General features: G+C 70.4%; 26 protein-coding genes. 14 read left to right on the top strand and 12 right to left on the bottom strand.

Annotated elements, in window-relative coordinates; all coding sequences use genetic code 11:
• Nucleotides 1-1,026 (top strand): PadR family transcriptional regulator, encoded by a 1,026-nt coding sequence (locus ACWC9T_RS22995; protein ID WP_449822915.1) that lies wholly within the window; start codon nt 1-3, stop codon nt 1,024-1,026.
• Nucleotides 1,027-1,087: 61 nt separating this feature from the next.
• Here the strand turns inward: ACWC9T_RS22995 and ACWC9T_RS22990 are convergent, their stop codons facing one another.
• The gene (locus tag ACWC9T_RS22990) at nt 1,088-2,050 is read right to left on the bottom strand and encodes a zinc-binding dehydrogenase (protein ID WP_396246999.1); all 963 of its coding nucleotides are present in this window, start codon (nt 2,048-2,050) and stop codon (nt 1,088-1,090) included.
• Between the two features lie 92 nt (nt 2,051-2,142).
• On the bottom strand, nt 2,143-3,339 hold the full coding sequence (locus ACWC9T_RS22985) for an NAD(P)-dependent malic enzyme (RefSeq protein WP_449822914.1): 1,197 nt from the start codon (nt 3,337-3,339) through the stop codon (nt 2,143-2,145).
• A gap of 572 nt (nt 3,340-3,911) precedes the next feature.
• On the opposite strand from ACWC9T_RS22985, the gene ACWC9T_RS22980 reads away from it, so the two are divergent.
• The 4 genes from ACWC9T_RS22980 (at nt 3,912) to ACWC9T_RS22965 (ending at nt 8,044) form a co-directional block, all read left to right on the top strand.
• Complete coding sequence (locus tag ACWC9T_RS22980) at nt 3,912-4,838, top strand: ABC transporter substrate-binding protein (protein WP_449822913.1); 927 nt, start codon at nt 3,912-3,914, stop codon at nt 4,836-4,838.
• A gap of 470 nt (nt 4,839-5,308) precedes the next feature.
• The gene (locus ACWC9T_RS22975; RefSeq protein ID WP_449822912.1) at nt 5,309-6,232 is read left to right on the top strand and encodes an ABC transporter substrate-binding protein; all 924 of its coding nucleotides are present in this window, start codon (nt 5,309-5,311) and stop codon (nt 6,230-6,232) included.
• Nucleotides 6,233-6,269: 37 nt separating this feature from the next.
• Nucleotides 6,270-7,244, top strand: a complete 975-nt coding sequence (locus ACWC9T_RS22970; protein WP_449822911.1) for an amino acid ABC transporter permease — start codon at nt 6,270-6,272, stop codon at nt 7,242-7,244.
• A complete protein-coding gene (locus ACWC9T_RS22965; RefSeq protein ID WP_449822910.1) occupies nt 7,241-8,044 on the top strand; it encodes an amino acid ABC transporter ATP-binding protein in 804 nt (267 codons plus the stop codon). Before ACWC9T_RS22970 ends, ACWC9T_RS22965 begins: the two co-directional genes overlap by 4 nt.
• A gap of 71 nt (nt 8,045-8,115) precedes the next feature.
• Here the strand turns inward: ACWC9T_RS22965 and ACWC9T_RS22960 are convergent, their stop codons facing one another.
• The gene (locus ACWC9T_RS22960; RefSeq protein ID WP_449822909.1) at nt 8,116-8,445 is read right to left on the bottom strand and encodes a hypothetical protein; all 330 of its coding nucleotides are present in this window, start codon (nt 8,443-8,445) and stop codon (nt 8,116-8,118) included.
• Between the two features lie 54 nt (nt 8,446-8,499).
• Complete coding sequence (locus ACWC9T_RS22955) at nt 8,500-8,835, bottom strand: hypothetical protein (RefSeq protein ID WP_449822908.1); 336 nt, start codon at nt 8,833-8,835, stop codon at nt 8,500-8,502.
• Nucleotides 8,836-9,042: 207 nt separating this feature from the next.
• Between ACWC9T_RS22955 and ACWC9T_RS22950 the strand changes: the two genes are divergently transcribed.
• Nucleotides 9,043-9,639 carry a CGNR zinc finger domain-containing protein gene (locus ACWC9T_RS22950; protein WP_449822907.1) on the top strand — a complete coding sequence of 199 codons (597 nt, stop codon included), beginning with the start codon at nt 9,043-9,045 and terminating at the stop codon, nt 9,637-9,639.
• Here ACWC9T_RS22950 and sodX read toward each other — a convergent pair whose 3' ends face one another.
• On the bottom strand, nt 9,640-10,002 hold the full coding sequence (gene sodX / locus ACWC9T_RS22945) for a nickel-type superoxide dismutase maturation protease (RefSeq protein ID WP_396247145.1): 363 nt from the start codon (nt 10,000-10,002) through the stop codon (nt 9,640-9,642).
• Nucleotides 10,003-10,267: 265 nt separating this feature from the next.
• Between sodX and sodN the strand changes: the two genes are divergently transcribed.
• The 6 genes from sodN (at nt 10,268) to ACWC9T_RS22915 (ending at nt 13,742) form a co-directional block, all read left to right on the top strand.
• Complete coding sequence (gene sodN, locus ACWC9T_RS22940) at nt 10,268-10,663, top strand: superoxide dismutase, Ni (RefSeq protein ID WP_030057980.1); 396 nt, start codon at nt 10,268-10,270, stop codon at nt 10,661-10,663.
• 116 nt (nt 10,664-10,779) lie between these two features.
• Entirely contained in the window at nt 10,780-10,971 is a 192-nt protein-coding gene (locus ACWC9T_RS22935) for a hypothetical protein (protein ID WP_449822906.1), read from the top strand.
• Nucleotides 10,972-11,086: 115 nt separating this feature from the next.
• On the top strand, nt 11,087-11,470 hold the full coding sequence (locus ACWC9T_RS22930) for a nuclear transport factor 2 family protein (protein ID WP_396246991.1): 384 nt from the start codon (nt 11,087-11,089) through the stop codon (nt 11,468-11,470).
• Nucleotides 11,471-11,479: 9 nt separating this feature from the next.
• Nucleotides 11,480-11,956: an N-acetyltransferase family protein gene (locus ACWC9T_RS22925; RefSeq protein ID WP_449822905.1), complete on the top strand. Its 477-nt coding sequence runs from the start codon at nt 11,480-11,482 to the stop codon at nt 11,954-11,956.
• Between the two features lie 230 nt (nt 11,957-12,186).
• Entirely contained in the window at nt 12,187-12,597 is a 411-nt protein-coding gene (locus ACWC9T_RS22920) for an anti-sigma regulatory factor (protein WP_449822904.1), read from the top strand.
• 152 nt (nt 12,598-12,749) lie between these two features.
• The gene (locus ACWC9T_RS22915; RefSeq protein ID WP_449822903.1) at nt 12,750-13,742 is read left to right on the top strand and encodes a SigB/SigF/SigG family RNA polymerase sigma factor; all 993 of its coding nucleotides are present in this window, start codon (nt 12,750-12,752) and stop codon (nt 13,740-13,742) included.
• Nucleotides 13,743-13,813: 71 nt separating this feature from the next.
• Here the strand turns inward: ACWC9T_RS22915 and ACWC9T_RS22910 are convergent, their stop codons facing one another.
• Nucleotides 13,814-14,230, bottom strand: coding sequence for a hypothetical protein (locus tag ACWC9T_RS22910; RefSeq protein ID WP_449822902.1), 417 nt, complete (start codon nt 14,228-14,230; stop codon nt 13,814-13,816).
• A gap of 50 nt (nt 14,231-14,280) precedes the next feature.
• Here ACWC9T_RS22910 and ACWC9T_RS22905 point away from each other — a divergent pair, with 50 nt between their 5' ends.
• Together ACWC9T_RS22905 and ACWC9T_RS22900 are read left to right on the top strand one after the other, a co-directional pair.
• Entirely contained in the window at nt 14,281-15,252 is a 972-nt protein-coding gene (locus ACWC9T_RS22905; protein ID WP_449822901.1) for a diacylglycerol/lipid kinase family protein, read from the top strand.
• A 369-nt stretch (nt 15,253-15,621) separates the two neighbouring features.
• Nucleotides 15,622-15,873: a WhiB family transcriptional regulator gene (locus tag ACWC9T_RS22900; protein WP_014138019.1), complete on the top strand. Its 252-nt coding sequence runs from the start codon at nt 15,622-15,624 to the stop codon at nt 15,871-15,873.
• Nucleotides 15,874-16,368: 495 nt separating this feature from the next.
• On the opposite strand, the gene ACWC9T_RS22895 is transcribed toward ACWC9T_RS22900, so the two are convergent.
• The 6 genes from ACWC9T_RS22895 to ACWC9T_RS22870 form a co-directional block, all read right to left on the bottom strand.
• Entirely contained in the window at nt 16,369-17,889 is a 1,521-nt protein-coding gene (locus ACWC9T_RS22895; RefSeq protein WP_449822900.1) for a sensor histidine kinase, read from the bottom strand.
• Between the two features lie 555 nt (nt 17,890-18,444).
• Nucleotides 18,445-19,503: an SIS domain-containing protein gene (locus tag ACWC9T_RS22890; RefSeq protein WP_449822899.1), complete on the bottom strand. Its 1,059-nt coding sequence runs from the start codon at nt 19,501-19,503 to the stop codon at nt 18,445-18,447.
• Nucleotides 19,504-19,710: 207 nt separating this feature from the next.
• Nucleotides 19,711-21,264, bottom strand: a complete 1,554-nt coding sequence (locus ACWC9T_RS22885) for a glycoside hydrolase family 3 protein (protein ID WP_449822898.1) — start codon at nt 21,262-21,264, stop codon at nt 19,711-19,713.
• Nucleotides 21,265-21,270: 6 nt separating this feature from the next.
• The gene (locus ACWC9T_RS22880; protein ID WP_449822897.1) at nt 21,271-22,098 is read right to left on the bottom strand and encodes a carbohydrate ABC transporter permease; all 828 of its coding nucleotides are present in this window, start codon (nt 22,096-22,098) and stop codon (nt 21,271-21,273) included.
• Entirely contained in the window at nt 22,095-23,123 is a 1,029-nt protein-coding gene (locus tag ACWC9T_RS22875; RefSeq protein ID WP_449822896.1) for a carbohydrate ABC transporter permease, read from the bottom strand. Before ACWC9T_RS22875 ends, ACWC9T_RS22880 begins: the two co-directional genes overlap by 4 nt.
• An 89-nt stretch (nt 23,124-23,212) precedes the next feature.
• Nucleotides 23,213-24,499: an extracellular solute-binding protein gene (locus ACWC9T_RS22870; RefSeq protein ID WP_449822895.1), complete on the bottom strand. Its 1,287-nt coding sequence runs from the start codon at nt 24,497-24,499 to the stop codon at nt 23,213-23,215.
• Nucleotides 24,500-24,712: the final 213 nt, after the last annotated feature.

Genomic DNA, 24,712 nt, shown 5'->3' with positions numbered 1-24,712 from the left:
ATGACCCCCGTGTTCGGCCACGGCCGACTCCGGCTCTACCTGTTGAAGCTGCTGGACGAGGCCCCTCGGCACGGCTACGAGGTGATCCGCCTGCTGGAGGAGCGCTTCCAGGGCCTGTACGCCCCTTCCGCCGGCACGGTCTACCCGCGACTGGCCAAGCTGGAGCAGGAGGGCCTGGTCAGCCACAGCACCGAGGGCGGCCGCAAGGTCTACCGGCTGACCGACGCCGGGCGCGCGGAACTCGAAGCCCGTCAGGGCGAGTTGGACGAGCTGGAGGTCGAGATCCACGACTCCGTGGCGCAGCTCGCCGGGGCGATCCGGGAGGACGTCCGGGACAGCGCCAAGGACCTGCGCGAGGAGCTGTGGCAGGCCGCCCGGCAGGCCCCCCGGCCGGACCGCGCCGAGGGCCCCGGCGACCCGTGGGCCGGCCCCTGGGGCGACAACGAGTCCTGGCAGCGCGCCAAGGAGGAGTTCGCCCAGTTCAAGCGGCAGGCCAAGGAGCAGGCCAAGCGCGCCCGGGAGCAGGAGAAGGCCGCCAAGGCCAAGGCGAAGGCCGCCGAGGAGGAGGCCCGCCGGCTGCGCGAGCAGGCCAGGGCCTCCCGCACCGCCGCCCAGCAGGAGGCGCTGCGGATCAAGCGCCGGGTCGAGCAGCAGGTGCGCGAGCACGCCGCGAAGGGCGACTGGCCGACCGGGCTGGCCGAGGGCCTGTCCGAGCTGACCAAGGGCCTGGCCGGGCTGGCCGACGCGGCCCGCTGGGGCCAGCCCGCGGACGAGCCGGCCGAGAAGATCACGGTGACCCGGATCGACCTGGACAAGGAGGGGGCCACCGCCACCGCCGACCTGCCGACGTGGACGCGCACCGACCCGGCCGAGGATCCGGCCCGCGAGTTGGAGCGACTGCTCGACCGCTTCCGCGACCAGGTCCGCGACGCGGCCCGGGACGGCGGGGTGAGCGCCGACGAGCTGACCGAGGCCCGCTCGGTGCTGGGCGCGGCCGGCGAGCGGCTGAAGCGGCTGCTCGGCTGAGCCGGCGGTCCTGACGGTCTCGGCCCGGCGCCCTCCTCCGGGGGCGCCGGGCCGCCGTGCCTCAGGGATTGAGCACGATCTTGCCGAAGACGTCGCCCTTGGCGAGCCGGGCGAAGCCGTCCCGGGCCTCGGTCAGCGGCAGCACCGAGTCGATCACCGGACGGACGCCGGTGGTCGCGCACAGCGAGAGCAGCCCGGCCAGCTCCTCCTTGGTGCCCATGGTCGAGCCGACCACCTTGAGCTCCAGGAAGAAGATCCGGTTCAGCTCGGTGGCGCTCGGGTTCGGGCCGGAGGTGGCACCCGAGATGACGATGGTGCCGCCCGGGCGCAGCGACTTCACCGAGTGCGACCAGGTCGCGGCGCCGACCGTCTCCATCACCGCGTCCACCCGGGCGGGCAGCCGGGCGCCGCTCTCGAAGGCCGCGTCCGCGCCGAGCTCGACCGCCCGGCGACGCTTGGCCTCGTCCCGGCCGGTGACCCAGACCCGCAGGCCGGCCGCCTTGCCGAGGACGATCAGCGCGGTCGCCACCCCGCCGCCGGCCCCCTGCACCAGGACGGTGTCACCGGGCTTGACCCCGGCGTTGGTGAACAGCATCCGATAGGCCGTCAGCCAGGCCGTGGGCAAGCAGGCGGCCTCCTCGAAGCTCAGCTCGGCGGGCTTGGGCAGCAGGTTCCAGGTGGGCACGGCCACCTGCTGGGCGAAGGTGCCCTGGTAGCGCTCGGTCAGGATGGACCGGGGCTCGTTCGGGCCCACTCCGTGGCCGGTCTGGCCGATCACCGAGTGGATGACCACCTCGTTGCCGTCCTCGTCGACCCCGGCGGCGTCGCACCCGAGGATCATCGGCAGCTTCTCGGCAGGCAGCCCCACCCCGCGCAGCGACCACAGGTCGTGGTGGTTGAGGCTGGCGGCCTTGACCGTGACCACGCTCCACCCGGGGCGGGCCTGCGGCTCGGGGAGTTCGCCCAACTCCAGTCCGCTGAGCGGGTCGTCGGCGTCGATACGTGCGGCGTAGGCAGCAAACATGTCCCGGACGATAGCCGGGACGGCCGAGGCCGGGAACCACGCGTGGGTGTGACGCGCGTCCCGGCCTCAGGCTGGAGGAATTCGTCAGATCGTCAGATCCGCGCCACGCCCTCGGCGCGGGCGGCCTCGGCCACCGCCTTGCTGACCGCCGGAGCGACCCGCTCGTCGAACGGCGAGGGGATGACCTTCTGCGGCGTCAGCTCGTCGGCCACCACACCGGCCAGCGCCTTGGCGGCGGCCAGCTTCATGCCCTCGGTGATCCGCGAGGCCCGCACCTGCAGCGCGCCGGCGAAGATGCCCGGGAAGGCCAGCACGTTGTTGATCTGGTTCGGGAAGTCGCTGCGCCCGGTGGCGACGACCGCCGCGTACTTGTGCGCGACCTCGGGGTGGATCTCCGGGTTGGGGTTGGCCATCGCGAAGATGAACGCGCCCTCGGCCATCGTCGCGACGACCTCCTCCGGCACGGTGCCGCCGGAGACGCCGATGAACACGTCGGCGCCGGCCAGCGCGTCGGCCAGCGAGCCCTTGAGGCCCGAGCGGTTGGTCAGCCCGGCGATCTCGGCCTTGACGTCCGTCAGGTCCCCGCGGCCCTCGTGGACCACGCCCTTGCGGTCGCAGACGGCCACGTCGCCGATGCCCGCCGCCAGCAGCATCTTGGCGATGGCGATGCCGGCCGCACCGGCACCGGAGATGACGGCCCGCAGCGCGCCGATCTCACGGCCGGTCACCTCGGCCGCGTTCCACAGGGCCGCGGTGGTGACGATCGCGGTGCCGTGCTGGTCATCGTGGAAGACCGGGATGTCCAGGGCCTCCTGGAGCCGGCGCTCGATCTCGAAGCAGCGGGGGGCGGAGATGTCCTCCAGGTTGACGCCGCCGAAGGACGGCGCCAGCCGCACCACGGTCTCGACGATCTCGTCGGCCCCGGTGCAGGCGAGCGCGATCGGCACCGCGTCCACGCCGCCGAACTGCTTGAACAGGATGGCCTTGCCCTCCATCACCGGGAGCGAGGCCTCCGGGCCGATGTCGCCGAGGCCCAGCACCGCGGTGCCGTCGGTGACCACCGCGACGGTGTTGGACTTCCAGGTGTAGTCGTTGACCAGCTCGGGCTGCTCGGCGATGGCCGTGCAGACCCGGGCGACACCAGGGGTGTAGGCGAGGGACAGGTCGTCCGCGTCGCGCACCGGCACCGTCGCCCGGATCTCCATCTTGCCGCCGCGGTGGAGCGCGAAAACGGCGTCGACCGGATCGTCGGTGTCCTGGGTGCTGCTGTGAATGATCTCCGCTGCCACGATGACCTCTTCGTCATTGATCTGGCGAGGTGCGCGGCCGACAGGACGACCCGTCCGGAAACCGGAAACCGGGTACGCCGAAGCGGACCCGGGGGTCGGGGCGCCCGTCGGGTGGCGCCCTCGGATGAGGGTTTTATGGGGTCTGTGTTGTCCGCGTTGTGCTACCGGGCCGAGCGTAGGTCGGACAAAGGCATCGCACCTATGCCTTTTCGTCCTCGTCACGTGCCGTTCATCGCCGTGCTGTCGCGTCAACCGGACCCGGCGTCGGAAGCGTCGGGCACCAACAACGGCAACGGCGAAAACGCACGCACACCCGCAGGAGTGAACGCAGACCCGGAGGGGAGTCGGTACCCCGGATACGGAGCCACGTGATGACTTCCGTTCCTGGGCACCCCGAGCCTGTCGGGGCTCGTCGGCCTGGTTCGAGCGTTCGGGGGTCACCCGGTACCGAATTCTGACACACCCGCCGCCGGGCCCGGCAGGGTGGGATGGCAGGATCGCTTGTCCGCCGTTTGACGGACACCACCGCGACACCGGGGCGACCGCGCGTCCCGCCCACAGGAGCAACCCTCATGCCTCACGTCCCCCAGGTCCGCCGTCCGGCCCTCACCGGAGCCGCACTGGCCGTCGCCGGAGCCCTGCTGCTCACCGGCTGCGGCGGCGACGGGCAGGCCGCCGCGAGCGACCCGGTCAAGGACATCCGCGCCAAGCTGCCCAAGGCACAGCGCTCGGCCGGGGTGCTGCGCATCGGCATGGACGTCAACTACGCGCCGGTGGAGTTCCGCGGCCAGGACGGCAAGCCGACCGGCCTCGACCCGGAGCTCGCCACCGCCCTCGGCAAGATCCTCGACGTGCGGATCGAGTTCGTGGACACCCCGTTCGACAAGCTGATGCCGAACCTGCAGGGCAAGCAGTTCGACGTGGCGATGTCCGCGCTCAGCGACGTCCGCCAGCGCCGCGAGGGCCTGGACGACACCGGCAAGCAGGTCAACCCGGGCGTGGACTTCGTGGACTACTTCATCGCCGGCACCTCGATCGTCGTCCCGAAGGGCAACCCCAAGGGGATCAAGACCCTGGACGACCTGTGCGGCAAGACCGTCGCCCTCCAGCAGGGCACCACCCAGGACGAGATCGCCACCCGGCAGGTGGCCGTCTGCGCCCGAACCGGCCGTCAGCTGACCGTGCACAAGTTCGACACCGACGCCAAGTCGATGGCCGAGGTCTCCTCCGGCGCCGCGGCGGCCGGCCTGAACGACTTCCCGGTGGCCGCCTACGCGGCGAAGACCAACGACGGCGGCGGCCGTTTCGAGGTGACCGGCGCACAGTCCACCTCCAACCCGTACGGGATCGCGGTGCGCAAGCAGGACACCGACCTGCGGGACACCCTGGCCAAGGCGGTCGACCAGCTGATCCGCAGCGGCGAGTACGACAAGATCCTCGGCAAGTGGAACGTGAGCGCCGGCGCGGCGCAGAACGCGGTGATCAACGGGGGCATCTGAGCGACGCGACACTCCGGACCGGCGGACGGGCGGACCCCCGGCGGACCCCCGGCGGGCCTCCGGCGGGCCTCCGGGCGGAGTGCGGAGGGATCTGCATACTTATACACAGGGTGACAGGGGCACTCGATTCGTCCGAATAGCGGATAGTGTGAGCCCTTGTTATCCGATTTTGATCTGGATGAGGGCCACCTGACCGTCATCAGATGGCAGGATTCCCCCCATCTCGGATCGAGCCGACCTTTGGTCGAGGCGGGTCCGGTCAACGTCCACCTCGGCGGAGGGTGGCGGAAAGCACTACCCGCACCACCCTGGGCGGCCCCCTGCGCCCAGGCAACTGCACCACCCCGGCATGCCCGTACGACGACGTACAGCGACATACCCATCCGTACGGCTCCGTACGGCCAGCTGCCCAGGGCGCCGCTCCCGCGGCGCACTCCGCCCGATTTCTCTCCCCAGGAGGAGATCCCCTCATGACCGCCCGTACCCAGCGCACCCGCCTCTTCGCGGCCGGCGTGGCCGCCGTGTCCGTCTCCCTCGTGCTGAGCGCGTGCAGCAGCAGCAAGACCGAAGGCGGCGCGCCCAACGCCAGCGCGACCGTCAATGAGGTCAAGGCCGACGACAAGCTGGTCGCCCTCGTCCCGGCCGACATCAAGTCGGCCGGCAAGCTCGTGGTCGGCGCCGACGCCTCCTACGCGCCGGACGAGTTCAAGGACGACAGCGGCAAGGTCATCGGCATGGACGTCGACCTCGCCAACGCCATCGCCGCCAAGCTCGGTCTGAAGGCCGAGGTCCAGGACTCCGGCTTCACCGCGATCATCCCCGGCATCCAGTCGAACAAGTTCCAGCTCGGCATGTCGTCCTTCACGGACAACAAGGAGCGCGAGCAGGTCGTCGACATGGTGACCTACTTCAACTCCGGCAGCGCCGTCGCGGTCAAGAAGGGCAACCCGGAGAAGATCGACCCGAAGGACCTCTGCGGCAAGAAGGTCGCCGTCCAGACCGGCACCACCCAGGCCGACGAGATCAAGGACACCCGCAACCCGGATTGCGCCAAGGCGGGCAAGCCGGGCATCCAGAACGACGGCGACAAGTTCGACCTCCAGACGGACGTCACCAACGCCGTGGTCTCCGGGCGCGACCAGGCGATGATGGCCGACTCCCAGGTCGTCGACTACGCGATCAAGCAGTCCGGCGGGCAGCTGGAGAAGGTCGGCGACACCTACGGCGTGGCCCCCTACGGCGTCGCCCTGGCCAAGGGCTCCAAGCTCACCCCGGCCATCCAGGGTGCCGTCCAGTCGCTGATCGACGACGGCACCTACAAGCAGATCCTCACCAAGTGGGGTGTCGAGGCCGGCGCCATCGACAAGTCGACCGTCAACGGCGCCGTCAGCTGACCCCTCGTACGCTCCATCTCTCCCCCGAGGCCACACCGTGAACTCTTTGGACAAGGGGACGGCTGAGCAGGGACGGCCTGAGACCATCAAGGCCATCCCGGTTCGCCACCCCGGACGCTGGGCGGGCGCAGTCGTCATCGCCGTGCTCGCGGCGATGCTGCTGAGCGCCCTCTTCACCAACCCCGCATTCAAGTGGGACATCGTCGGGCAATACCTGTTCCACGACAGCATCGTGCACGGCATGGTCGTGACGCTGGAGCTGACCGCCCTCTCCATGCTCATGGGTGTGGTCGGCGGCATCATCCTCGCGGTGATGCGCCTGTCCCCGAACCCGCTGCTCGCCGGCACCGCCTGGGTCTATATCTGGGTCTTCCGCGGCACCCCGGTGCTGGTGCAGCTGGTGATGTGGAACTTCCTCGGCCTGATCTGGGCCAAGCTGTCGATCGGCGTCCCGTGGGGACCGGAGTTCTGGTCGGAGCAGACCAACGTCCTGATCCCGACCTTCGTCGCTGCACTGCTGGGCCTCGGCCTCAACGAGGCCGCCTACATGGCGGAGATCGTCCGCGGCGGCATCCAGTCGGTGGACGAGGGCCAGACCGAGGCCGCACACGCGCTCGGCATGAGCCGGTTCCAGACCATGCGGCGGATCATCCTGCCGCAGGCCATGCGGGTGATCATCCCGCCGACCGGCAACGAGACCATCTCGATGCTCAAGACCACCTCGCTGGTCTCCGTGATCTCCCTGGAGGAGATCTTCCGGGCCGGCCAGGTCATCTACTCTCGGAACTACCAGAACATCCCGCTGCTGATCGTGGTCAGCCTCTGGTACCTGTTCTTCACCTCGGTGCTGACCATCGGCCAGTACTACATCGAGCGCCACTACGCCCGTGGCTCCAACCGCACCCTCCCGCCCACACCGCTGCAACGACTGCGGCGCCTGTTCGCCGGGAAGCCCACCCCGAAGACGACCGCCGACGTCGTCCCGGGGCTTGAGGGAGGTGGTCACGTATGACCGATCTGACCAAGACGCCCGCCGACTCCGTCGCGGCCGCCGAGCCCATGGTCCGCGCCGAGGCGGTGCACAAGTCCTACGGCCTGGTCGAGGTCCTCAAGGGCATCGACCTGGAGGTCAAGCAGCGCGAGGTGTTCTGCCTGATCGGACCGTCCGGCTCCGGCAAGTCGACCTTCCTGCGGTGCATCAACCACCTGGAGAAGATCAACGGCGGCCGCCTCTGGGTGGACGGCGAGCTGGTCGGCTACCGGCAGAAGGGCGACAAGCTCCACGAGCTCAAGGACCGCGAAGTCGCCCTGAAGCGCCGCGACATCGGCATGGTGTTCCAGCGCTTCAACCTGTTCCCGCACATGACGGCCATAGAGAACGTCATCGAGGCGCCGGTCCAGGTCAAGGGCGAGAGCAAGGCCGAGGCCCGCGAGCGCGGCATGGCCCTGCTGGAGCGGGTCGGCCTCGCCAACAAGGCGAAGAACTACCCCTCGCAGCTCTCCGGCGGCCAGCAGCAGCGCGTGGCCATCGCCCGCGCGTTGGCCATGAAGCCCAAGCTGATGCTCTTCGACGAGCCCACGTCGGCGCTCGACCCGGAGCTGGTCGGCGACGTCCTCGACGTCATGCGCGGCCTGGCCGAGGAGGGCATGACGATGGTGGTCGTCACCCACGAGATGGGCTTCGCCCGCGAGGTCGGCGACGCGCTGGTGTTCATGGACGGCGGTGTGGTGGTCGAGTCCGGCAACCCCCGCGACGTGCTCACCGACCCGCAGCACGAGCGGACCAGGGCCTTCCTCTCCAAGGTGCTCTGAGCCCGTGACGTCGGCGCTCGGCAGGCACCTTCCTGCCGAGCGCCGACCCGGGTCACCGCGGCGTCAGCCGGTCACGAGCACGCGATGATCTGCCAGTCGCGGTCGGCGAACTGGATCGCGAAGTACCCGTAGCCGTAGCCCGGCACGTTCTGGCAGCCGCTTTCGCGTCCCGACGACGGGAGGCGCACCCGGAAGCTGTGCTCGTCGGCGCACTTGTTCCGAACCGTGTAGATGATGCTCGCCTCGTCCCCTCCGGCGTTCACTCCGGAACGGACCCCGCAGAACCCGGGATCCGCCGAGGCCGTCGTGGCGGGAGCCGCGACCGAGACGGTGAACGCCAGCCCGGCCGTGGCCGCGCCGACGGCCAGCGTCCGGCCGATCGCCGTGTTTCGCACCCTCATGTACTGTCCGTTCTCTCGGTGAGTCTGTTCAGTGCGTTCGCGGACGTGCGGCGACTAGCAGTTGCGGACCTCCCACCACGTCGTCTCGCCCATGTACGTGTACGAGTAGCTCTCGTACGGGTCGATGGTCGCGCAGAACGTGGACCTGCCGATCTCCGGGAAGTAGACCTTGAACGCGTGTGCCTCACCGCACTTGTTACGCACGCGGTAGGCGTACAGCGCGGCGTTGGGCACGATCGTCGGACCGTCCACCCGCACCCCGCAGAAGCCTGGGTCGGCAGCCGCCGGTCCGGCCGGGACCACCGCCAGCGGCACCGCCCCGAGGAATGCGGCGAGCACTGCGCCCGCCGTGCGCCGAGTACCGCGACTCCAGCCCAGTCGAAGCTTCACGGGTCTCCTTTCGCCGAGCGTTCGAAAGCGCACCGGGCGCTCTGGTCGAGCCCGAGTGCAATGGCATGGACACTACACATCAACTGGGTCTCCCGTCCCCGGGTTATCGGCACAACGGAGCCCCGGCTGCAGAGCCCGACACAATCCCTCACCCCGTAATAGGCTGGAAGCATTCAGCCCGTTACCGAAATCTATGGAAGGACTGCCGTGGAGCTCGCCTCCTACGCCGATCTCGCCGTTCGGCTGGTGAACACCGAGGAACCCGAGCGCGGCACCGACACGCTGACCTCCGTGGACGCGGTGCGCGCCCTGTTCTCCGACTCCTCCCGGGCCGCCGCGCTCGCCGACGAGTCCGACGTGCCCCGGCTGCGGGCCGTGCGGACCAGGCTGCGCGGGGTGTTCGAGGCCGCCGCCGAGGGCGACGAGGTCCGGGGCGTCGACCTGCTGAACAGCCTGCTGATGGAGTACCCCGTCAGCCCGCTGGTCTCCGGGCACGACCACCTGGACGACGCCGGGCGGCCGCGCTGGCACCTGCACCTGGCCGACAACTCACCGACCGCCACCGCGCACTTCAGCGCGGTCGCCTGCATGGGCCTGGCCGTCCACCTCACCGAGCTGGGCGCCGACCGGCTCGGCATCTGCCAGGCCGCGCCCTGCCGCAACGCCTACCTGGACACCTCGACCAACCGCTCCCGCCGCTACTGCTCGGACCGCTGCGCGACCCGCGCCAACGTGGCCGCCTACCGGGCCCGCAAGCGGCAGGAGGCCGAGGCGGCGCTCAGCGCCACGGACCAGAGGCCCTAGCTAGACCTCCTCCACCCAGACCCCGAGCCGGCGGGCCAGGCCCGGTACCCGGGCCAGCCGGGGGCTGAGCAGCAGCCGCTCCAGCCGCCGGCCCGGCGCCAGCCAGGCCGGGCTCGGGCGCAGCCGCAGCAGCACCCGGCCGAGCACCAGGTCGTCCGGGACCGGCCCGTAGCTGCGGCTGTCGCTGTCCACCGGCCGGTTGTCGGACAGTAGCCACCAGCCCTTCGGACGGCGCTCGGCGGCCCGCTTCACCACCAGCAGGTCCTGCTGGAAGGGGTGCCGGAACAGCACCACCGCGCCCGGCCGGATCGGCGCGCCGTAGCGGACCAGCAGCTGGTCGCCCTCGCGCAGGGTCGGGATCATCGACGGGCCCGCCACGTCGACCAGCCCGAACGGCACCGCGCCGCCTCCCGCGCCGCCCTCCGGCTCCGCACTCCGCGCCACGACTCCTCCTCCCGGACCGCCCGCCCGCCCGCCTCAGTTTGCCGCACGGACCGCCATCCGTTCGATGTCCGGATTACCCCGGTTCCGGGTCCGCCTTTTGCCCTAGGCCCACCGCCCGATCGCGAAACCCCGAGGGCGGAAGGGTAATCTCGGGCGCGGGAAGACGATCTAAGGAAGGACTCCCATGTTCTCTCGTCTGTTTGCACCGCGTGCCACCGCTCACGCCCACTGCGACCTGCCCTGCGGCGTGTACGACCCGGCGCAGGCCAAGCTTGAGGCCGAGTCGGTCAAGGCCACCCAGGAGAAGTACCAGGCCAACGAGGACCCGCACTTCCGCGCCCGCGCCATCATCATCAAGGAGCAGCGCGCCGAGGCCGTCAAGCACCACATCTCGGTGCTGTGGAGCGACTACTTCAAGGCCCCGCACTTCGAGAAGTACCCGCAGCTGCACAAGCTGATCAACGACACCCTGAAGGCCGCCTCGGCCGCCAAGGCGTCCACCGACCCGGCCACCGGCCAGGCCCTGCTGGACCTGATCGCCGAGGTCGACAAGATCTTCTGGGAGACCAAGCAGGCCTGAGCCTGACGCGTCGCCACCCGACCGCCCCCGTCCGCCCGTCGGACGGGGGCGGTCGCGCGTTCACCCGATCCGCATCCGGTAAGGGCTGGCCCGGATGCTGGTCGGCGCCGGACGTGATGAGGGCCGAGGACCTGGCCGTCGTCGCCGTCCCGGTGGAACTGGCCGGCACCCGGCCGGTCCACGAGGTGCGCCTCAAGGCCTCCGCCGGACGGGGTGGTCCGCCTGGCCGGGCCGCACGGCAGCGGCAAGTCCACCCCGCTCGTCCGGAGACCGGCACCCTCCAGCTGCTGTCCGACCGTCTCCCCTGAAGCCCGAAGGAACTGCGCACCGTCCCCGCCCGCCGACCGGCGCGGATCGCGCTCCTCCGGTCGGGCGTACGCTCAGAGGTACGAGCCGACGGACCCCGACCGGAGGAGCGAGATCATGACCACCACGGCGGCGCCGTCCGCCTTCGACACCCGGGCACTGCGCGAGGGCATCGAGCGCTGCGACGCGGAGGCCCTGCTGGCTCTGTACGCCGAGGACGCCGAACTGCGCGTGGTCGACCGCAAGACCCAGCCCAGCCACCCCCTGGTGATGCACGGACGGGACGAGATCGGCGCCATGCTGAGCGACATCTACGGCCGCGAGATGACCCACAAGCTGGAGCAGGTGGTGGTCCAGGGCGACCACGTCGCCTTCCTGGAGTCCTGCCGCTACCCCGACGGCGTGCGGGTGCTGATGTCCTCGATGGCCGACCTGCGGGACGGCCGGATCGTCGACCAGACCTCGATCCAGGCCTGGGACGAGACCGGGCCCGAGCAGTAGGCTCGCGGCATGATCCGCACCGCCGTCGTCGCCGACGTCCCCGTCATCCTGGCCATGATCCGCGAACTCGCGGAGTACGAGAGGGCCCCGCAGGAGGCGGTGGCCACCGAGGAGCAGCTGCGCGAGGCGCTGTTCGGCGCCAAGCCGGCGCTGTTCGGCCTGATCGCCGAGGACGACGGCACCGGCGAGCCGGTCGGCTTCGCGGTGTGGTTCCTCAACTTCTCGACCTGGCGCGGCACCCACGGGATCTACCTGGAGGACCTCTACGTCCGCCCGCAGGCCCGCGGCGGCGGCCACGGCAAGGCGCTCCTGCTGGAGCTCGCACGGATCGCCGTCGAGCGCGGCTACGCGCGGGTGGAGTGGTCGGTGCTCGACTGGAACCAGCCGTCGATCGACTTCTACAAGTCGCTCGGCGCGGTTCCGATGGACGAGTGGACCGTCTACCGGCTCACCGGCGAGGCACTGACCGCCGCCGGCAGTCGTTAGAAGTCGTTAGAAGTCGCTGAGAAGTCGTCGAACGGACCGGTGAGTACGGGCAAAGCCCCTGCCACCCAGCGTCGCAATGCCTTACCATGAGTAACTCTCGCACCGGGGTGCGGGACACGAACAGCGATGGCGGATCATCGGCATCGACACCCCTTCGAGTGGTGGCAAGGCGCCCCTCAACGGGTAGCACAGGTACCAACCAAGCACAGCGCGTCACCCAGGAGGCAAGGGTGTCCCAGATCGACAGCGGTCTCGGAGTTCAGGACTTCGTGGAGGTCCGGCTGCCCGCGGCGGGGGCCTACCTCTCCGTGCTGCGAACAGCGACGGCCGGGCTCGCGGCCCGGCTGGACTTCACCCTCGACGAGATCGAGGACCTGCGGATCGCGGTGGACGAGGCCTGCGCCATCCTGCTCCAGCAGGCGGTGCCCGGCTCCGTGTTGTCCTGCGAGTTCCGCCTGGTCGGCGACTCGCTGAAGGTAACCGTCGCCGCTCCCACCACGGACGGCAAAGCGCCCGAACGGGACACCTTCGCGTGGACCGTACTCTCCGCCCTGGCCGGCGAGGTCGACTCCTCGGTCGGCGAGGACAACACCGTGTCGATCAGCCTGCACAAGAAGCGCGGCGGATCCGCCGCCCACTAGCCGGGCCCCGAGCAGCACCCTGCAAGGGCCGTCCGCCGTTCCCCCACCGGGGCTCGACGGGCGGCTCCCGGTACCGCCCCGGGCGGTACGACCAACGAGACGATACCGGGGCCGCGGCCCCGGTGCTCCCGGAACGGAACGGGGGAATGGCCGTGAGTGATCTGGACCGTACCGGCCTCGCGACGGCGGGCCCTGCCGTACCGACCCAGGCGAGCGTTCCCGGCCTCGCCGCCAACGACGAAGCGCACCCGAAGGACGCCCACCGGATGAGCCACCCGACCGAGCCGACGTCTGAGCCGACGCCCGCTTCCACGCCCCCGCCGGTCACGGCGGAGGAGGCCGTGGAGCTGCACGGCGCCGTGCCCGCCCAGGGTTCGCACCGCACCGGCGCTCCGGACCGGGAGGCCGCCCGCGCGCTGTTCGTCCGACTGTCCGCACTGCCCGAGGGCTCCCCGGAGCGCGTCGAGCTGCGCAACCAGCTGGTGCGGATGCACATCCCGCTGGTCGAACACCTGGCCCGGCGCTTCCGGAACCGGGGCGAGCCGCTGGACGACCTGACCCAGGTCGCCACCATCGGTCTGATCAAGTCGGTGGACCGCTTCGACCACGAGCGCGGGGTCGAGTTCTCCACCTACGCGACGCCGACCATCGTCGGCGAGATCAAGCGGCACTTCCGCGACAAGGGCTGGGCGGTGCGCGTCCCGCGCCGTCTGCAGGAGCTGCGGCTGTCGCTCACCACGGCGACCAGCGAGCTCTCCCAGCGGCACGGCCGCTCCCCCACGGTGCACGAGCTGGCCGAGCACCTGGGGATCTCAGAGGAGGACGTCCTGGAGGGCCTGGAGTCCGCCAACGCGTACTCCACGCTGTCCCTCGACGTGCCGGACAGCGACGACGAGTCGCCGGCCGTGGCGGACACCCTGGGCGCCACCGACGAGGCGCTGGAGGGCGTCGAGTACCGCGAGTCGCTCAAGCCGCTGCTGGCCCAACTGCCGCCCCGCGAGCAGAAGATCCTGGTGCTGCGGTTCTTCCGGAACATGACCCAGTCGCAGATCGCCGCCGAGGTGGGGATCTCCCAGATGCACGTATCCCGCCTGCTGGCGCGCACTTTGGCCCAGCTGCGGGAGAAGCTCCTGGTGGAGGAGTAGGACTGACGGCCGCTCAGCTCCGGCTCGGCGGCCGTCCGGCACGTTTCAGGACCTTCGGCGGCCCGGTGCGCTCAGCCCTCGTGCTGGGTGTACAGGGTCGCCGTCGACTTCGGGTTCAGCAGCGAGCCGATGCCCACCAGGCCGAGCAGGCCGACCACCACGCCGACCGCGATCATCGCACCGCCGCTCTGCACCATGTAGTAGGCGATCGGCAGGCAGATCGAGTTGGTCAGCACGGCCGGGCTGCGGCCCCAGCGGCGCTCCTTGAGCAGCGCGCGGGCGGCCAGGATCGGCAGCACGCCGAGCAGCACGATGACCAGGCCGCCGAACTCGTTCAGGGCCAGCTGCTTGGCCTGGCCGGACAGCGCGGACACCATGTCCGAGACGCCGACGACGGCCAGCGCGACGCCCTCCAGGGCGGTGATGGCGGCGCCCAGGGTGAGCGAAACCGGGCGAGTGGGTGCGGGTACGGGGGTTTCTGCGGTCACTCCAGCAGGGTAGCCGCCGCGTGGTCCGTACCGACCCGTAGGCTTTCCCCATGCGCGCTCTCCTGGTCGTGAACCACAAGGCCACCACCACCAGTGGCCGGACCAGGGACGTGCTGATCCACGCCCTGCGCAGCGACCTCAAGCTGGAGGTCGCCGAGACGCAGTACCGGGGCCACGCGCGTGACCTGGCCCGCGAGGCGGCGCAGGACGGCACGGTCGACCTGGTGGTGGCGCTGGGCGGCGACGGCACCGTCAACGAGGTGGTGAACGGGCTGATGGCGCACGGCCCGGGCGACAAGGTCCCGCGACTGGCCGTGGTGCCGGGCGGTTCGACCAATGTCTTCGCCCGCGCCCTGGGCCTGCCCAACGACCCGGTGGAGGCCACCGGCGCCCTGCTGGACGCGCTGGAGCACGGGCGCGAGCGGCCGGTCAGTCTGGGCAAGGCGATGACCGACGGGCTGCCGGACCGCTGGTTCACCTTCACCGCCGGCCTGGGCTTCGACGCCGGGGTGGTCGGCCGGGTCGAGGAGCAGCGCCGGGCGGGTCGCAAGTCCACCCACGCCCTGTACGTCGGGCAGGCGATCCGGCACTTCTTCACCCAGCGTGAGCAGCGCCGCAGAGGCCCGGTGACCCTGGAACTGCCGGGCCACGAGGCCGTGCCGGGCCTGGTCCTGGCGATAGTCAGCAACACCTCGCCGTGGACCTTCCTCGGCAACCGTCCGGTCTATCCCTCGCCGCTCGCCTCCTTCGACACGGACCTCGACGTCTTCGGCATCACCCTGATGACGGCGTTCGGTACGGCTCGAACGATCCGTCAGATCCTGCGGTCGTACGCGCCTTCGAGCGACGGCGCCCCGCCGGCCGGCCCGTCCGGAAAGCACGTCGTCTCCTATCACGACGTCAGACACTTCACCTTGGTTTCCCAGGAACCCGTCCCGTTCCAGGTCGACGGGGACCATCTTGGAGACCGGAGTCGCGTCAGTTTCACAGGCGTACGGCGGGCACTGCGTGTGATTGTGTGACCGGAAGTGGGGTTCGCCCTTCTTCTCGAACGCACAATCCCCCTTCACTCCATCGAAGTACTGGCTGTGAGCTAGGCGACACCGAAGAATCAAAAATTCCTCCCCGAAGGGGGTTGTATCCGAGCCTGAGGTTTGCGAACCTCTACATGGCGATCGGGACACATCGCAGCGACGGCACCTCCGGAACCACAGGAGCGCCGACCGCGAAGTGTCCCTCGAATCGCCGAATCCCCTTCCAGCACAGACCGCCCGGGCCCGGTGGGCCTTTGGTCTCTTTTGCTGTTGTGGGATTCGTGAAAGCGTTCACATTCACAAGCCATTCGATTATGCCGATCGGGCCACCCCCGCGGCAGGAGGAGTTGGACGACCATGGACTGGCGCCACCGCGCTGTCTGCCGCGAAGAGGACCCGGAGCTGTTCTTCCCGATCGGGAACACCGGTCCTGCTCTGCTGCAGATCGAGGAAGCCAAGGCCGTGTGCCGCCGCTGTCCGGTGATGGAGCAGTGCCTCCAGTGGGCTCTCGAGACCGGCCAGGACGCCGGCGTCTGGGGCGGTATGAGCGAGGACGAGCGTCGCGCGATGAAGCGCCGTGCCGCCCGCAACCGCGCCCGCACCGCCTGATCAGCCCCGCCTGATCACACGCCGTAGCACCGGCAGTAGCCGCAGTGCCGATCAACACATGATCAAAGGCTTCCCTGCACCTCCTGGTGAAGCCTTCCGCACAAAGGGCCTTGCCCGGCAAGGTCCCGCGACACCGGACCGCCCAGCCACTTGATACTGTTCACTTAGAGCAATATTGTGGAGCTGTGGCGCTCACCGTGTGCAACGCACCGGCGAGGTGTCGCACCACCCAGAGCCCCCGTTCCGGCCGACTCCCCCCGACGGCCGGAACGGGTTGAGAGGCCCTGTCGACCCACCCCCCCCGGTCGACAGGGCCTCGTTTCTGTTTCGGCGCCGTTTTCGCGCCCGTTTTCGCGCCCGCTTCCGCACCCGTTTGCACGCCCGGCCACGAGGGCTTGCGGAGTGTGCACCCGGCGCTCCCGCCGAACGCACGCCCCCACCGGGCGCCCCGATGCAACGAATTCCCGGCGGACCGGGACCCGGCGGACCGGCGGCTCAGCGGACCGGGATCTCCAGGATCACCTTGGTGCCGCCGTCCGGGCCGGCCACCATGTCGAAGGTCCCGCCGAGCTCGCCGGTGGCCAGCGTCCGGACGATCTGCAGACCGAGGTTGCCCGCCGTCTTCGGGTCGAAGCCCTCCGGCATGCCCCGGCCGTCGTCCTGCACCGTGATCAGCAGGTACTCCTCCGGCCGTGCGCCGCCGTTCCAGCTGTCCGACCAGCCCATGCCGGTCGCCGGGGCCCGTCCGCGCAGCGCGCTCACCTCCAGGTTCCCGGAGGCGGTCGGACCGAAGGCGTGCTCCAGGGCGTTCTGCAGCAGCTCGGTCAGCACCATCGACAGCGGGGTGGCCACCTCGGCGGAGAGGATGCCGAAGCTGCCGGTGCGGCGGGTCGCCACCCGGCCGTCCTGGGACAGCTCCATCACCATCGCCAGCACCCGGTCGGCGATCTCGTCGAAGGCCACCTGCTCGTCCAGCGCCTGGGAGAGCGTCTCGTGCACGATCGCGATCGAGCCGACCCGGCGCACCGCCTCGTCCAGCGCGGCCCGGCCGGACTCCGACTCCATCCGGCGGGACTGCAGCCGCAGCAGGGCGGCGACGGTCTGCAGGTTGTTCTTCACCCGGTGGTGGATCTCCCGGATGGTGGCGTCCTTGGTCATCAGCTCCCGGTCGCGGCGGCGCAGCTCGGTGACGTCCCGGCAGAGCACCAGCGAACCGGTCAGGGAGCCCTTGGGCTTGAGCGGGATCGCCCGCACGGTCACCACTCCCCCCTGCGCCTCCACCTCGGTCTGCCGGGGCGCCCAGCCGCTGGCCAGCTTCACCAGCGCCTCGTGGACGGCCGAGCGGGACGGCGGGGCGAGGTCGGCGGTGGTCCGGCCGAGGTGGCTGCCGACCAGGTCGGTGGTGAGGCCGAGCCGGTGGTAGGCGGACAGGGCGTTGGGGCTGGCGTAGGTGACGATGCCGTCCGCGTCCAGCCGGATCAGGCCGTCGCCGACCCGGGGTGCGGCGTCCATGTCGGCCTGCTCGACGCCGGGGAACGGGAAGCTGCCGGCCGCGATCATCTGGGCCAGGTCGGAGGCGCTCTGCAGGTAGGTGAGCTCCAGCCGGCTGGGGGTGCGGACGGTCAGCAGGTTGGTGTTGCGGGCGATCACCCCGAGCACCTTGCCCTCGCGCCGGACCGGGATGGACTCGACCCGGACCGGGACCTCCTCGCGCCACTCCGGGTCGCCCTCGCGCACGATCCGCCCCTCGTCGAAGGCGGCGTCCAGCAGCGGGCGGCGCCCGCGCGGGACGAGGTGGCCGACCATGTCGTCCTGGTAGGAGGTGGGGCCGGTGTTGGGCCGCATCTGCGCCACCGAGACGTAGCGGATGCCGTCCCAGGTCGGGATCCACAGCACCAGGTCGGCGAAGGAGAGGTCGGAGAGCAGCTGCCACTCCGAGACCAGCATGTGAAGCCATTCCACGTCGGCCCCGGTGAGGGTGGTGTGGCGGCGGACGAGTTCGTTCAACGAGGGCACATGGCGAGGGTAGCGCCGCTGGTCGGGGCCGGGCGCGGCGGACCGGGGCGGGGCCGACCGCCCGGCAAGTTGTATAGACCAATTTGCAGGGGCGGCCTGGACAATCAAGATTGGTCTAGTCCACAATGACAGGGCACCAAGGAGAGGCCAGCCGCGCAACTGCCCTGACCGCGCCCGCGCCCTCCTCGGTCGGACACCGCCGAGCGAGGACCCCGCACAGTCCCCGGTCGGTCCCGGTGCCCGACGACAGCTCCGGGCTGCGGTGCCGCACGGGTTGAGGGTCCCGTGTCGGCGCCGTGGCCCGTAGTGCTTTCCGGGCTCCCCATCGAAACCATGTTCAGCCGCTCAAAGATCCGGCTCCCTGTCCACAGCGCTGTGGACAGGGAGCCGGGTCGGAGCGCCCCGGAGGCGAGCGGGCGAGTCGCCGCCCCGAGCCGAAGGGGCGCGCCGGTGCCGAAAGGGAGGAGCGAGGAGGCCCGAGGGACGAGGGCGTTGGAGCGACGACCGTCGACACCGGGTCGGAGCGCCCCGGAGGCGAGCGGGCGAGTCGCCGCCTCAGCGCGTCTCGGTGACCTTGGCCAGGGCGCGCGGGGCGTCCGGGTCCTGGCCGCGGGCGATGGTGACCTCGTAGGCCAGCTGCTGCAGGGGCAGGATCTCCAGGATCGGCTGGACCTCCTCGGGCACGCCGGCCGGCAGCCCGAATCCCGCCGAGGCGGCGTCCACCTGGGCCTGCTGGCCGATCACCACGAGGTCCGCGCCGCGCCCGCGCAGGCGGTCCAGCACCGGCTGCAGGGCCTCGCCGCCCCTGCCGTCCGGGACGATCGCGATCACCGGCGAGACGTTGTCCACCATGGCCAGCGGGCCGTGCAGCAGGTCGGCGCCGGAGAACGGGGTGGCCGGGATGTACGTGGTCTCCATCAGCTTGAGCGCCGCCTCGCGGGCGGTCGGGTACCCGTACCCGCGCGAGGTGATGACCAGGCGCTGGGCGAAGCGGTAGCGCTCGGCCAGCGCCTTCACCTCGGCCTGGCGGGCCAGCACCCCGGCGGCCAGGGCCGGCAGCTCCTCGGCGGCCGAACCGTCCCCGCCGCGCAGGCCCTCGACCAGCAGGTAGAGCGCCAGCAGCTCGGCGGTGTAGGTCTTGGTGGCCGGCAGCGCCTTCTCCGGTCCGGCCAGCACGTCGATGTGGAACTCGGAGACCTCGGCCAGCGGGGAGTCGGGGTTGTTGGTGACGGCGAGGGTGATCGCCCCGGCCTCGCGGGCGGCCTTGGTGGAGGCCACCAGGTCGGGCGAGCCGCCGGACTGGCTGATGGTGACGACCAGGACGTCGGTGAGGTCCGGCTTGGCACCGTACGCGGTGGTGGTGGACATCGAGGTCAGGCCGGCCGGCTTGCCGAGCAGGATCTCGATCAGGTACTTGGCGTAGAGCGCGGCGTTGTCGGACGTGCCGCGCGCGGTCAGCAGGACGAAGCGGGGGCTGCGGGCGGCGATCTCGGCCGCGATCTCGCGGATCTTCGGGGCGCCCTCGTCGAGGATGCGCCGGAGGACGGCCGGCTGCTCGGCCATCTCCGCCGCCATGATCCGGCCGGGAACGGAATCGGTCTGCGGGTCGGACATCTGGATGTGCCTCCGATGAGATGGGTCCACCCCGCCCGGGAAGTTGCCCGACGGGGACCTCTACGGCGGCGAGTCCGCACACTCGCTGCGGTTTTCCTGGATTCCTGGCGCAATCCTACGAGGGCGCCCACCGCCGGGCACCCCCGAACCGCCCCCGCCCGCGCGCCCCCTCCGGCCTGACCGGCCGGTGACGTCTCGTCAATCGTTTCAGCCGATCGCTCCCGGCTGCCCGGTGAGCACCTCCACGGCCGCCAGTCCGCAGACCCGGGCGGCGCCGTGGGTGGCGATGTGGAGCGCGCCGACCGGCCCGGACTGGGGCAGCCCCATCTCCACCACCGCGGCGTCCGGCCGGGCCGCCACCAGGCGGGTCAGCGCGGCGGACATCCACGCGTGCCGGTGCGCGTCGCGGACCACCAGCACCAGACGGCGGCCCTCGGCGCCGGCCACCAGCTCGGCGACCAGGGCGTCCAGCAGCTCCGGGGCGGCCTCGGCGGCCGACACCTCGCGGGTGCGGGTACCGGGGAAGCGGTCGGCCAGCATGTCGGCCACGCCCCACGGGGTGACGTCGCCGACCGCGATGTTCGGCTCGTCCGAGAACGAGGCCACGTACGGGCGCTCGCTCACCGGCAGCACCTCGCGGCCCGGCGCCCGGACCACCCTCAGCGCCCGGCGGGCGGCCCGCAGACCGACCGCGAGGTCCGGCTCCGGCCGCTCGCCCTGGACCGAGATCCGACCCCAACTTCCCAGCGCCCGAACCCGGTCGGCGGCGTCCGCCAGCCGCTCCTCGGCGAGCCTGCCGGAGCGCACGCCCGCCACGATGGCGTCGCGCAGCATCAGCACGGTCTCCTCGTCGGCCAGCCCGCCGCCGACGCAGATCGCGTCCGCGCCGGCCGCCAGCGCCAGCACGGTGCCCTCGCCCATGCCGAAGGTGTCGGCGATGGCGCCCATCTCGATCGCGTCGCTGACGATCAGGCCCTGGTAACCGAGGCCGCCGTCGGCCGGGGCGGCGCGCAACAGGTCGCGCAGCACCGTCGGGCTCAGCGTGGCCGGCAGCTTCGGGTCCAGCGCCGGGATCATGATGTGGGCGGTCATCACGGCCTTGGTGCCGGCCGCGATCGCGGCCTGGAACGGCACCAGGTCGCGGGCGCGCAGGACGTCCAGGTCAACGTCGATGACCGGCAGGCCGTGGTGCGAGTCCACCGCGGTGTCGCCGTGGCCGGGGAAGTGCTTGGAGCAGGCGGCCACGCCCGCCGACTGCAGGCCCTCGACCCAAGCCGCGGTGTGCCGGGCGCACAGCTCCGGGTCGGCGCCGAAGGAGCGGACGCCGATGACCGGGTTGCGCGGGTTGGAGTTGACGTCCGCGGTGGGCGCCCAGTTGTAGTTGACGCCGGCCGCGGCCAGCGCCCGGCCCAGCTCGCGGGCGACGTCCCGGGTCAGCGCCGGGTCGTCGATCGCGCCGAGCGCCAGGTTGCCGGGCCAGGACGAGCCGGAGCCCGCCTCCAGCCGGGTGACGTCGCCGCTCTCCTCGTCGATGGCGATCAGGAGGTCGGGGTTCTCCGAGCGCAGTGCCCGGGTGAGCGTGGAGAGCTGGTCGAGGGCGACCACGTTGCGGTCGAACAGGGCGACCGAGCCGAGCCCGGCGGCCAGGTGGCGGCGCAGCCAGGCCGGCGGCTCGGTGCCGACGAAACCGGGCTGCAGGACCGTCAGGGCGTCGCGGTGCAGCTGGTCGCTGCCCGGGGCGGTGGGAACGAGGATGCTCACGTTGGCTCAGCCCTTCACGGCGCCGTCGGTCAGACCGCCGACCGCCTTGCGCTGCAGGAAGATGAACAGGATCAGCACGGGGATGGCGAACATCGTGGAGGCCGCCATGGTGGCGCCCCAGTCGTTGCCGAAGGCGGTCTTGAAGGAGGACAGCCACAGCGGCAGGGTCTTGCCCTCGTCCTTGTTGACGATCAGGACGAGCGGGAACTCGTTCCACGCCGTGATGAAGCCGAACAGCGAGGTCGACATCAGGCCCGGGGCCAGCAGCGGGAAGATCACCTTCACGAAGGCCTGGGAACGGGTGCAGCCGTCCACCATGGCCGACTCCTCCAGTTCCTTCGGCACCGCGGCGATGAAGCCCCGCAGCGTCCAGATGGTGAAGGGAAGGACCATCATCATGTAGAAGAGGGTCAGCGGCACCAGGCTGTTCAGCATGCCGTTGTCGCGGGAGATCATGTAGACCGCGATGGTCATGACCTCCCAGGGCGCCATCTGCGCCATCATGATGACCAGCACGAAGGTCTTGCGGCCGCGGAACCTCATCCGGGCGAGCGCGAAGGACGCCAGGGTCGCGATCGCCAGCGAGATCAGCACCGCGCCGACCGTGACGGTGACGCTGTTGACCACGTACGTCCAGAAGTCGGGCGCGTCGACCGCCGTGGTGAAGTGCTGGAAGGTCCCGTCGAAGGGGATGAAGACCGGCGTCTTGCTGATGATGTCGCGGTCCTGCTTGAACGCGGTCGCGATCATCCAGTAGACGGGGAAGACGAAGAAGACGATGAGGACGACCGCGATCACGTTCGGCCAGGTACGTCCGAAGAGAGAGCGCCTCACAGCTCGTCCTCCTGCTTGATCATGACGCGGAAGTAGTAGGCCATCAGCACGCCCAGCATCAGGATGGTGAGCACGGCGATCGCGGCGCCGACGCCGTAGTGCTGGCCGCCCGAGCCCTCCAGGAAGGCGTGCACGGGCAGGGTCCGGGTGAGCTTCTCCGGACCGCCGCCGTTGATCGCGTAGACCTGGGTGAAGGACTTGAAGACCCAGATGACCTCAAGGAAGGTCGTGGCCAGGAAGAACGGCTTCAGGTTGGGGAAGATCACCAGGCTGAAGATCTTGAAGGAGGTGGCGCCGTCCATCCGGGCGGCCTCGTAGAGCTCCTTCGGGATGGTGGTCAGTCCGGCGTACATGTTGAACGCCACGAACGGGATCGACATCCAGACGATCAGCAGGATGACGACGAAGAACGTCGAGTACTCGTCGCTCATCCAGTTGTAGTGCGCCATCGAGTGCCAACCCAGCTGGTCCAGGAGCCAGTTGACGACGCCCCACTGCTCGTCGAACAGCCAGGTGTAGACGGTGGTCGCGGCGACCACCGGCATGGCCCAGGCCATCAGCAGCGCAATCGACAGCGCCAGCCGCATCCGCTTGCCGAGGTGGTTGAGCAGCAGGCCGATCAGGGTGCCGCCGACCATGATCAGCACCACGTTGACCAGGGTGAAGGCGACGGTGCGCCCGGTGACCGCCCAGAACTCCGGGTCGGTCAGCTGCTCCTTGTAGTTGTCGAAGCCGGTCCACTCGGTCAGATGCATGACCAGCTGGCGCCGGTTGAGGTTCTGGAACGACAGCAGGACGGTCTTCAGCAACGGCCAGCCCAGCAGGGCGATGGTCGCCACGGTGGCCGGCAGCAGCAGCAGGTACGGGGCGAGGCGGGAGCCGAGGCCCGGTCCGCCCGCGGATCTGGTGCGCTTCGGCGCGGTGCCCTCGGCCCCACCGCCGCCGGCACTGGTGTCAATACTGGCCACAACAGCCGCCCCTGACTCCGGGGACCGTGTCTGCACCCGCTCCGAATGCACAGCCATCGTTCTCACTTCCTAACAACCCGGCCACGACGGACAGGCGCCGCCCACCGGTCCCCCGCCGGGAGCCAGTGAGCGACGCCGCTCATGCGTTACTGCTTCTCGTTGAGCCGCTTGGCGATCTCGTCGTCGTACTTCTTGGCGGTGGCCGCGTAGTCGCCGCCCTGCAGGGCGGCGGTCAGGAAGTCCTTGATCGGGTTCGGCTTGTTCTCGACGCTGGCCCAGTTCGGGGTGTTCGGGGTGATCCCGCCGACCGCGGTGGCCGCCTGGGCGGCCTTCGCGAAGTCGCCGGTGAGCTGGCTGTTCAGCGCCGGCTTGTTCGGGATGTTCCCGGCCGCGGCGACCATGCCCTCGTTCTTGTCGTTGAGGGCGATCTTCAGGAAGTCCTTCGCCATCTCGGTGTTCTTGCTCTGCGAGGCGATCGCGAGGTTCGAGCCGCCGATGAAGACGCCGGAGGGCTTGTCGGCGGTCTTGCCCGGGATCGGGAAGAAGCCGATCTTGTCCTTGGCCATGGTCTTCTCGTCCGGGAGCTCCCAGCCGAGGGCGATCATGGTGCCGATGTCACCCTTGCCGAAGACGTCCTTCTGCTGCGGGGTGGCCTCGTCCTTGTCCTTCGGACCGGTCGCGGAGTAGCCCTGCAGCTTCTTGTAGGTCTCGAAGGCCTTCTGCGCCTCGGGCGAGGAGAGGCCGCCGACCCACTTGTCGCCGTCCTTCTTGGCGATCTTGCCGCCCTCACCGGTGAGCAGCCCGAAGTAGGTGTACCACTCCTGGCCCGGCAGGTAGATCGGGTCGGTGACGCCCGGGGTGGCCTTCAGCTTGTCCAGGTCGGCGTAGAACTCGTCCAGGGTCTTCGGCGCGTCGGTCAGGCCGGCCTTGGCCCACAGGTCCTTGTTGTAGGCGACCACGCGGTTGGAGACCCACCACGGGGCGGCGTACTGCTTGCCGTCCAGCATCGCCGCTTCGTTCTGGTTGGCGGCCCAGGCGTCGCCGCCCAGCGCGGACTTGTCCTTGGTGATGTCCAGCAGGCCTCCCGAGGCGGCGTAGCCGGAGGTCTGGGTGTTGCCCAGCTCCAGGACGTCGGCCGAACCCTCGGACAGCGCGGCGGTGATCTTCGGGCCGATGTCGGTCCACTCCTGGGCCTGGAAGTCGACCTTCGAACCCGGGTAGGTGGTCTCGAACTCGGTCTTGACCGAGTCGGTCCAGCCCTTGGGGGCGGAGCCGGTCATGATCCACACCTTGAGCGTCTTGCCCTTGTACTTGTCGGCGGCCGAGGCGGAGGACGACTTCGAGTCACCGTCCTCCTTGCCGTCCGAGCCGCAAGCCGCCAGACCGACGACCATTGCCGCGACGCCGACCGCCGCGATGAGCTGACGCTTCACGCCATCCTCCTGAGGGATGCCTGGGTTGCCCCCGTCGGGCGGCAGCGGCAGACCCACGCGAAGCGGGAGAACAGGTGCCGCGGACCCCTGCGAACGGGTGGGGGATTCATCGTTGCCGGCCTAGTGGTGTAGACCAGATGCCTGGAGCTTGGCCTAGACCAATGGGCCTGTCAACGGCTGTTCGACCGATCTCGACCACCCGTTATCAAGCCG

This window comes from Kitasatospora sp. NPDC001159 (genome assembly GCF_053598235.1).
Note: the sequence above shows the minus strand (reverse complement) of the source record. Positions and strands in the feature narration are given on the sequence as shown.

Coding starts and splice junctions, on each gene's coding strand:
- ACWC9T_RS22995 (WP_449822915.1), top strand. CDS start 1: ATGACCCCCGTGTTCGGCCACGGCCGACTCCGGCTCTACCTGTTGAAG.
- ACWC9T_RS22990 (WP_396246999.1), bottom strand. CDS start 2,050: ATGTTTGCTGCCTACGCCGCACGTATCGACGCCGACGACCCGCTCAGC.
- ACWC9T_RS22980 (WP_449822913.1), top strand. CDS start 3,912: ATGCCTCACGTCCCCCAGGTCCGCCGTCCGGCCCTCACCGGAGCCGCA.
- ACWC9T_RS22975 (WP_449822912.1), top strand. CDS start 5,309: ATGACCGCCCGTACCCAGCGCACCCGCCTCTTCGCGGCCGGCGTGGCC.
- ACWC9T_RS22965 (WP_449822910.1), top strand. CDS start 7,241: ATGACCGATCTGACCAAGACGCCCGCCGACTCCGTCGCGGCCGCCGAG.
- ACWC9T_RS22960 (WP_449822909.1), bottom strand. CDS start 8,445: ATGAGGGTGCGAAACACGGCGATCGGCCGGACGCTGGCCGTCGGCGCG.
- sodX (WP_396247145.1), bottom strand. CDS start 10,002: ATGATCCCGACCCTGCGCGAGGGCGACCAGCTGCTGGTCCGCTACGGC.
- sodN (WP_030057980.1), top strand. CDS start 10,268: ATGTTCTCTCGTCTGTTTGCACCGCGTGCCACCGCTCACGCCCACTGC.
- ACWC9T_RS22935 (WP_449822906.1), top strand. CDS start 10,780: ATGAGGGCCGAGGACCTGGCCGTCGTCGCCGTCCCGGTGGAACTGGCC.
- ACWC9T_RS22930 (WP_396246991.1), top strand. CDS start 11,087: ATGACCACCACGGCGGCGCCGTCCGCCTTCGACACCCGGGCACTGCGC.
- ACWC9T_RS22925 (WP_449822905.1), top strand. CDS start 11,480: ATGATCCGCACCGCCGTCGTCGCCGACGTCCCCGTCATCCTGGCCATG.
- ACWC9T_RS22905 (WP_449822901.1), top strand. CDS start 14,281: ATGCGCGCTCTCCTGGTCGTGAACCACAAGGCCACCACCACCAGTGGC.
- ACWC9T_RS22900 (WP_014138019.1), top strand. CDS start 15,622: ATGGACTGGCGCCACCGCGCTGTCTGCCGCGAAGAGGACCCGGAGCTG.
- ACWC9T_RS22890 (WP_449822899.1), bottom strand. CDS start 19,503: ATGTCCGACCCGCAGACCGATTCCGTTCCCGGCCGGATCATGGCGGCG.
- ACWC9T_RS22875 (WP_449822896.1), bottom strand. CDS start 23,123: ATGGCTGTGCATTCGGAGCGGGTGCAGACACGGTCCCCGGAGTCAGGG.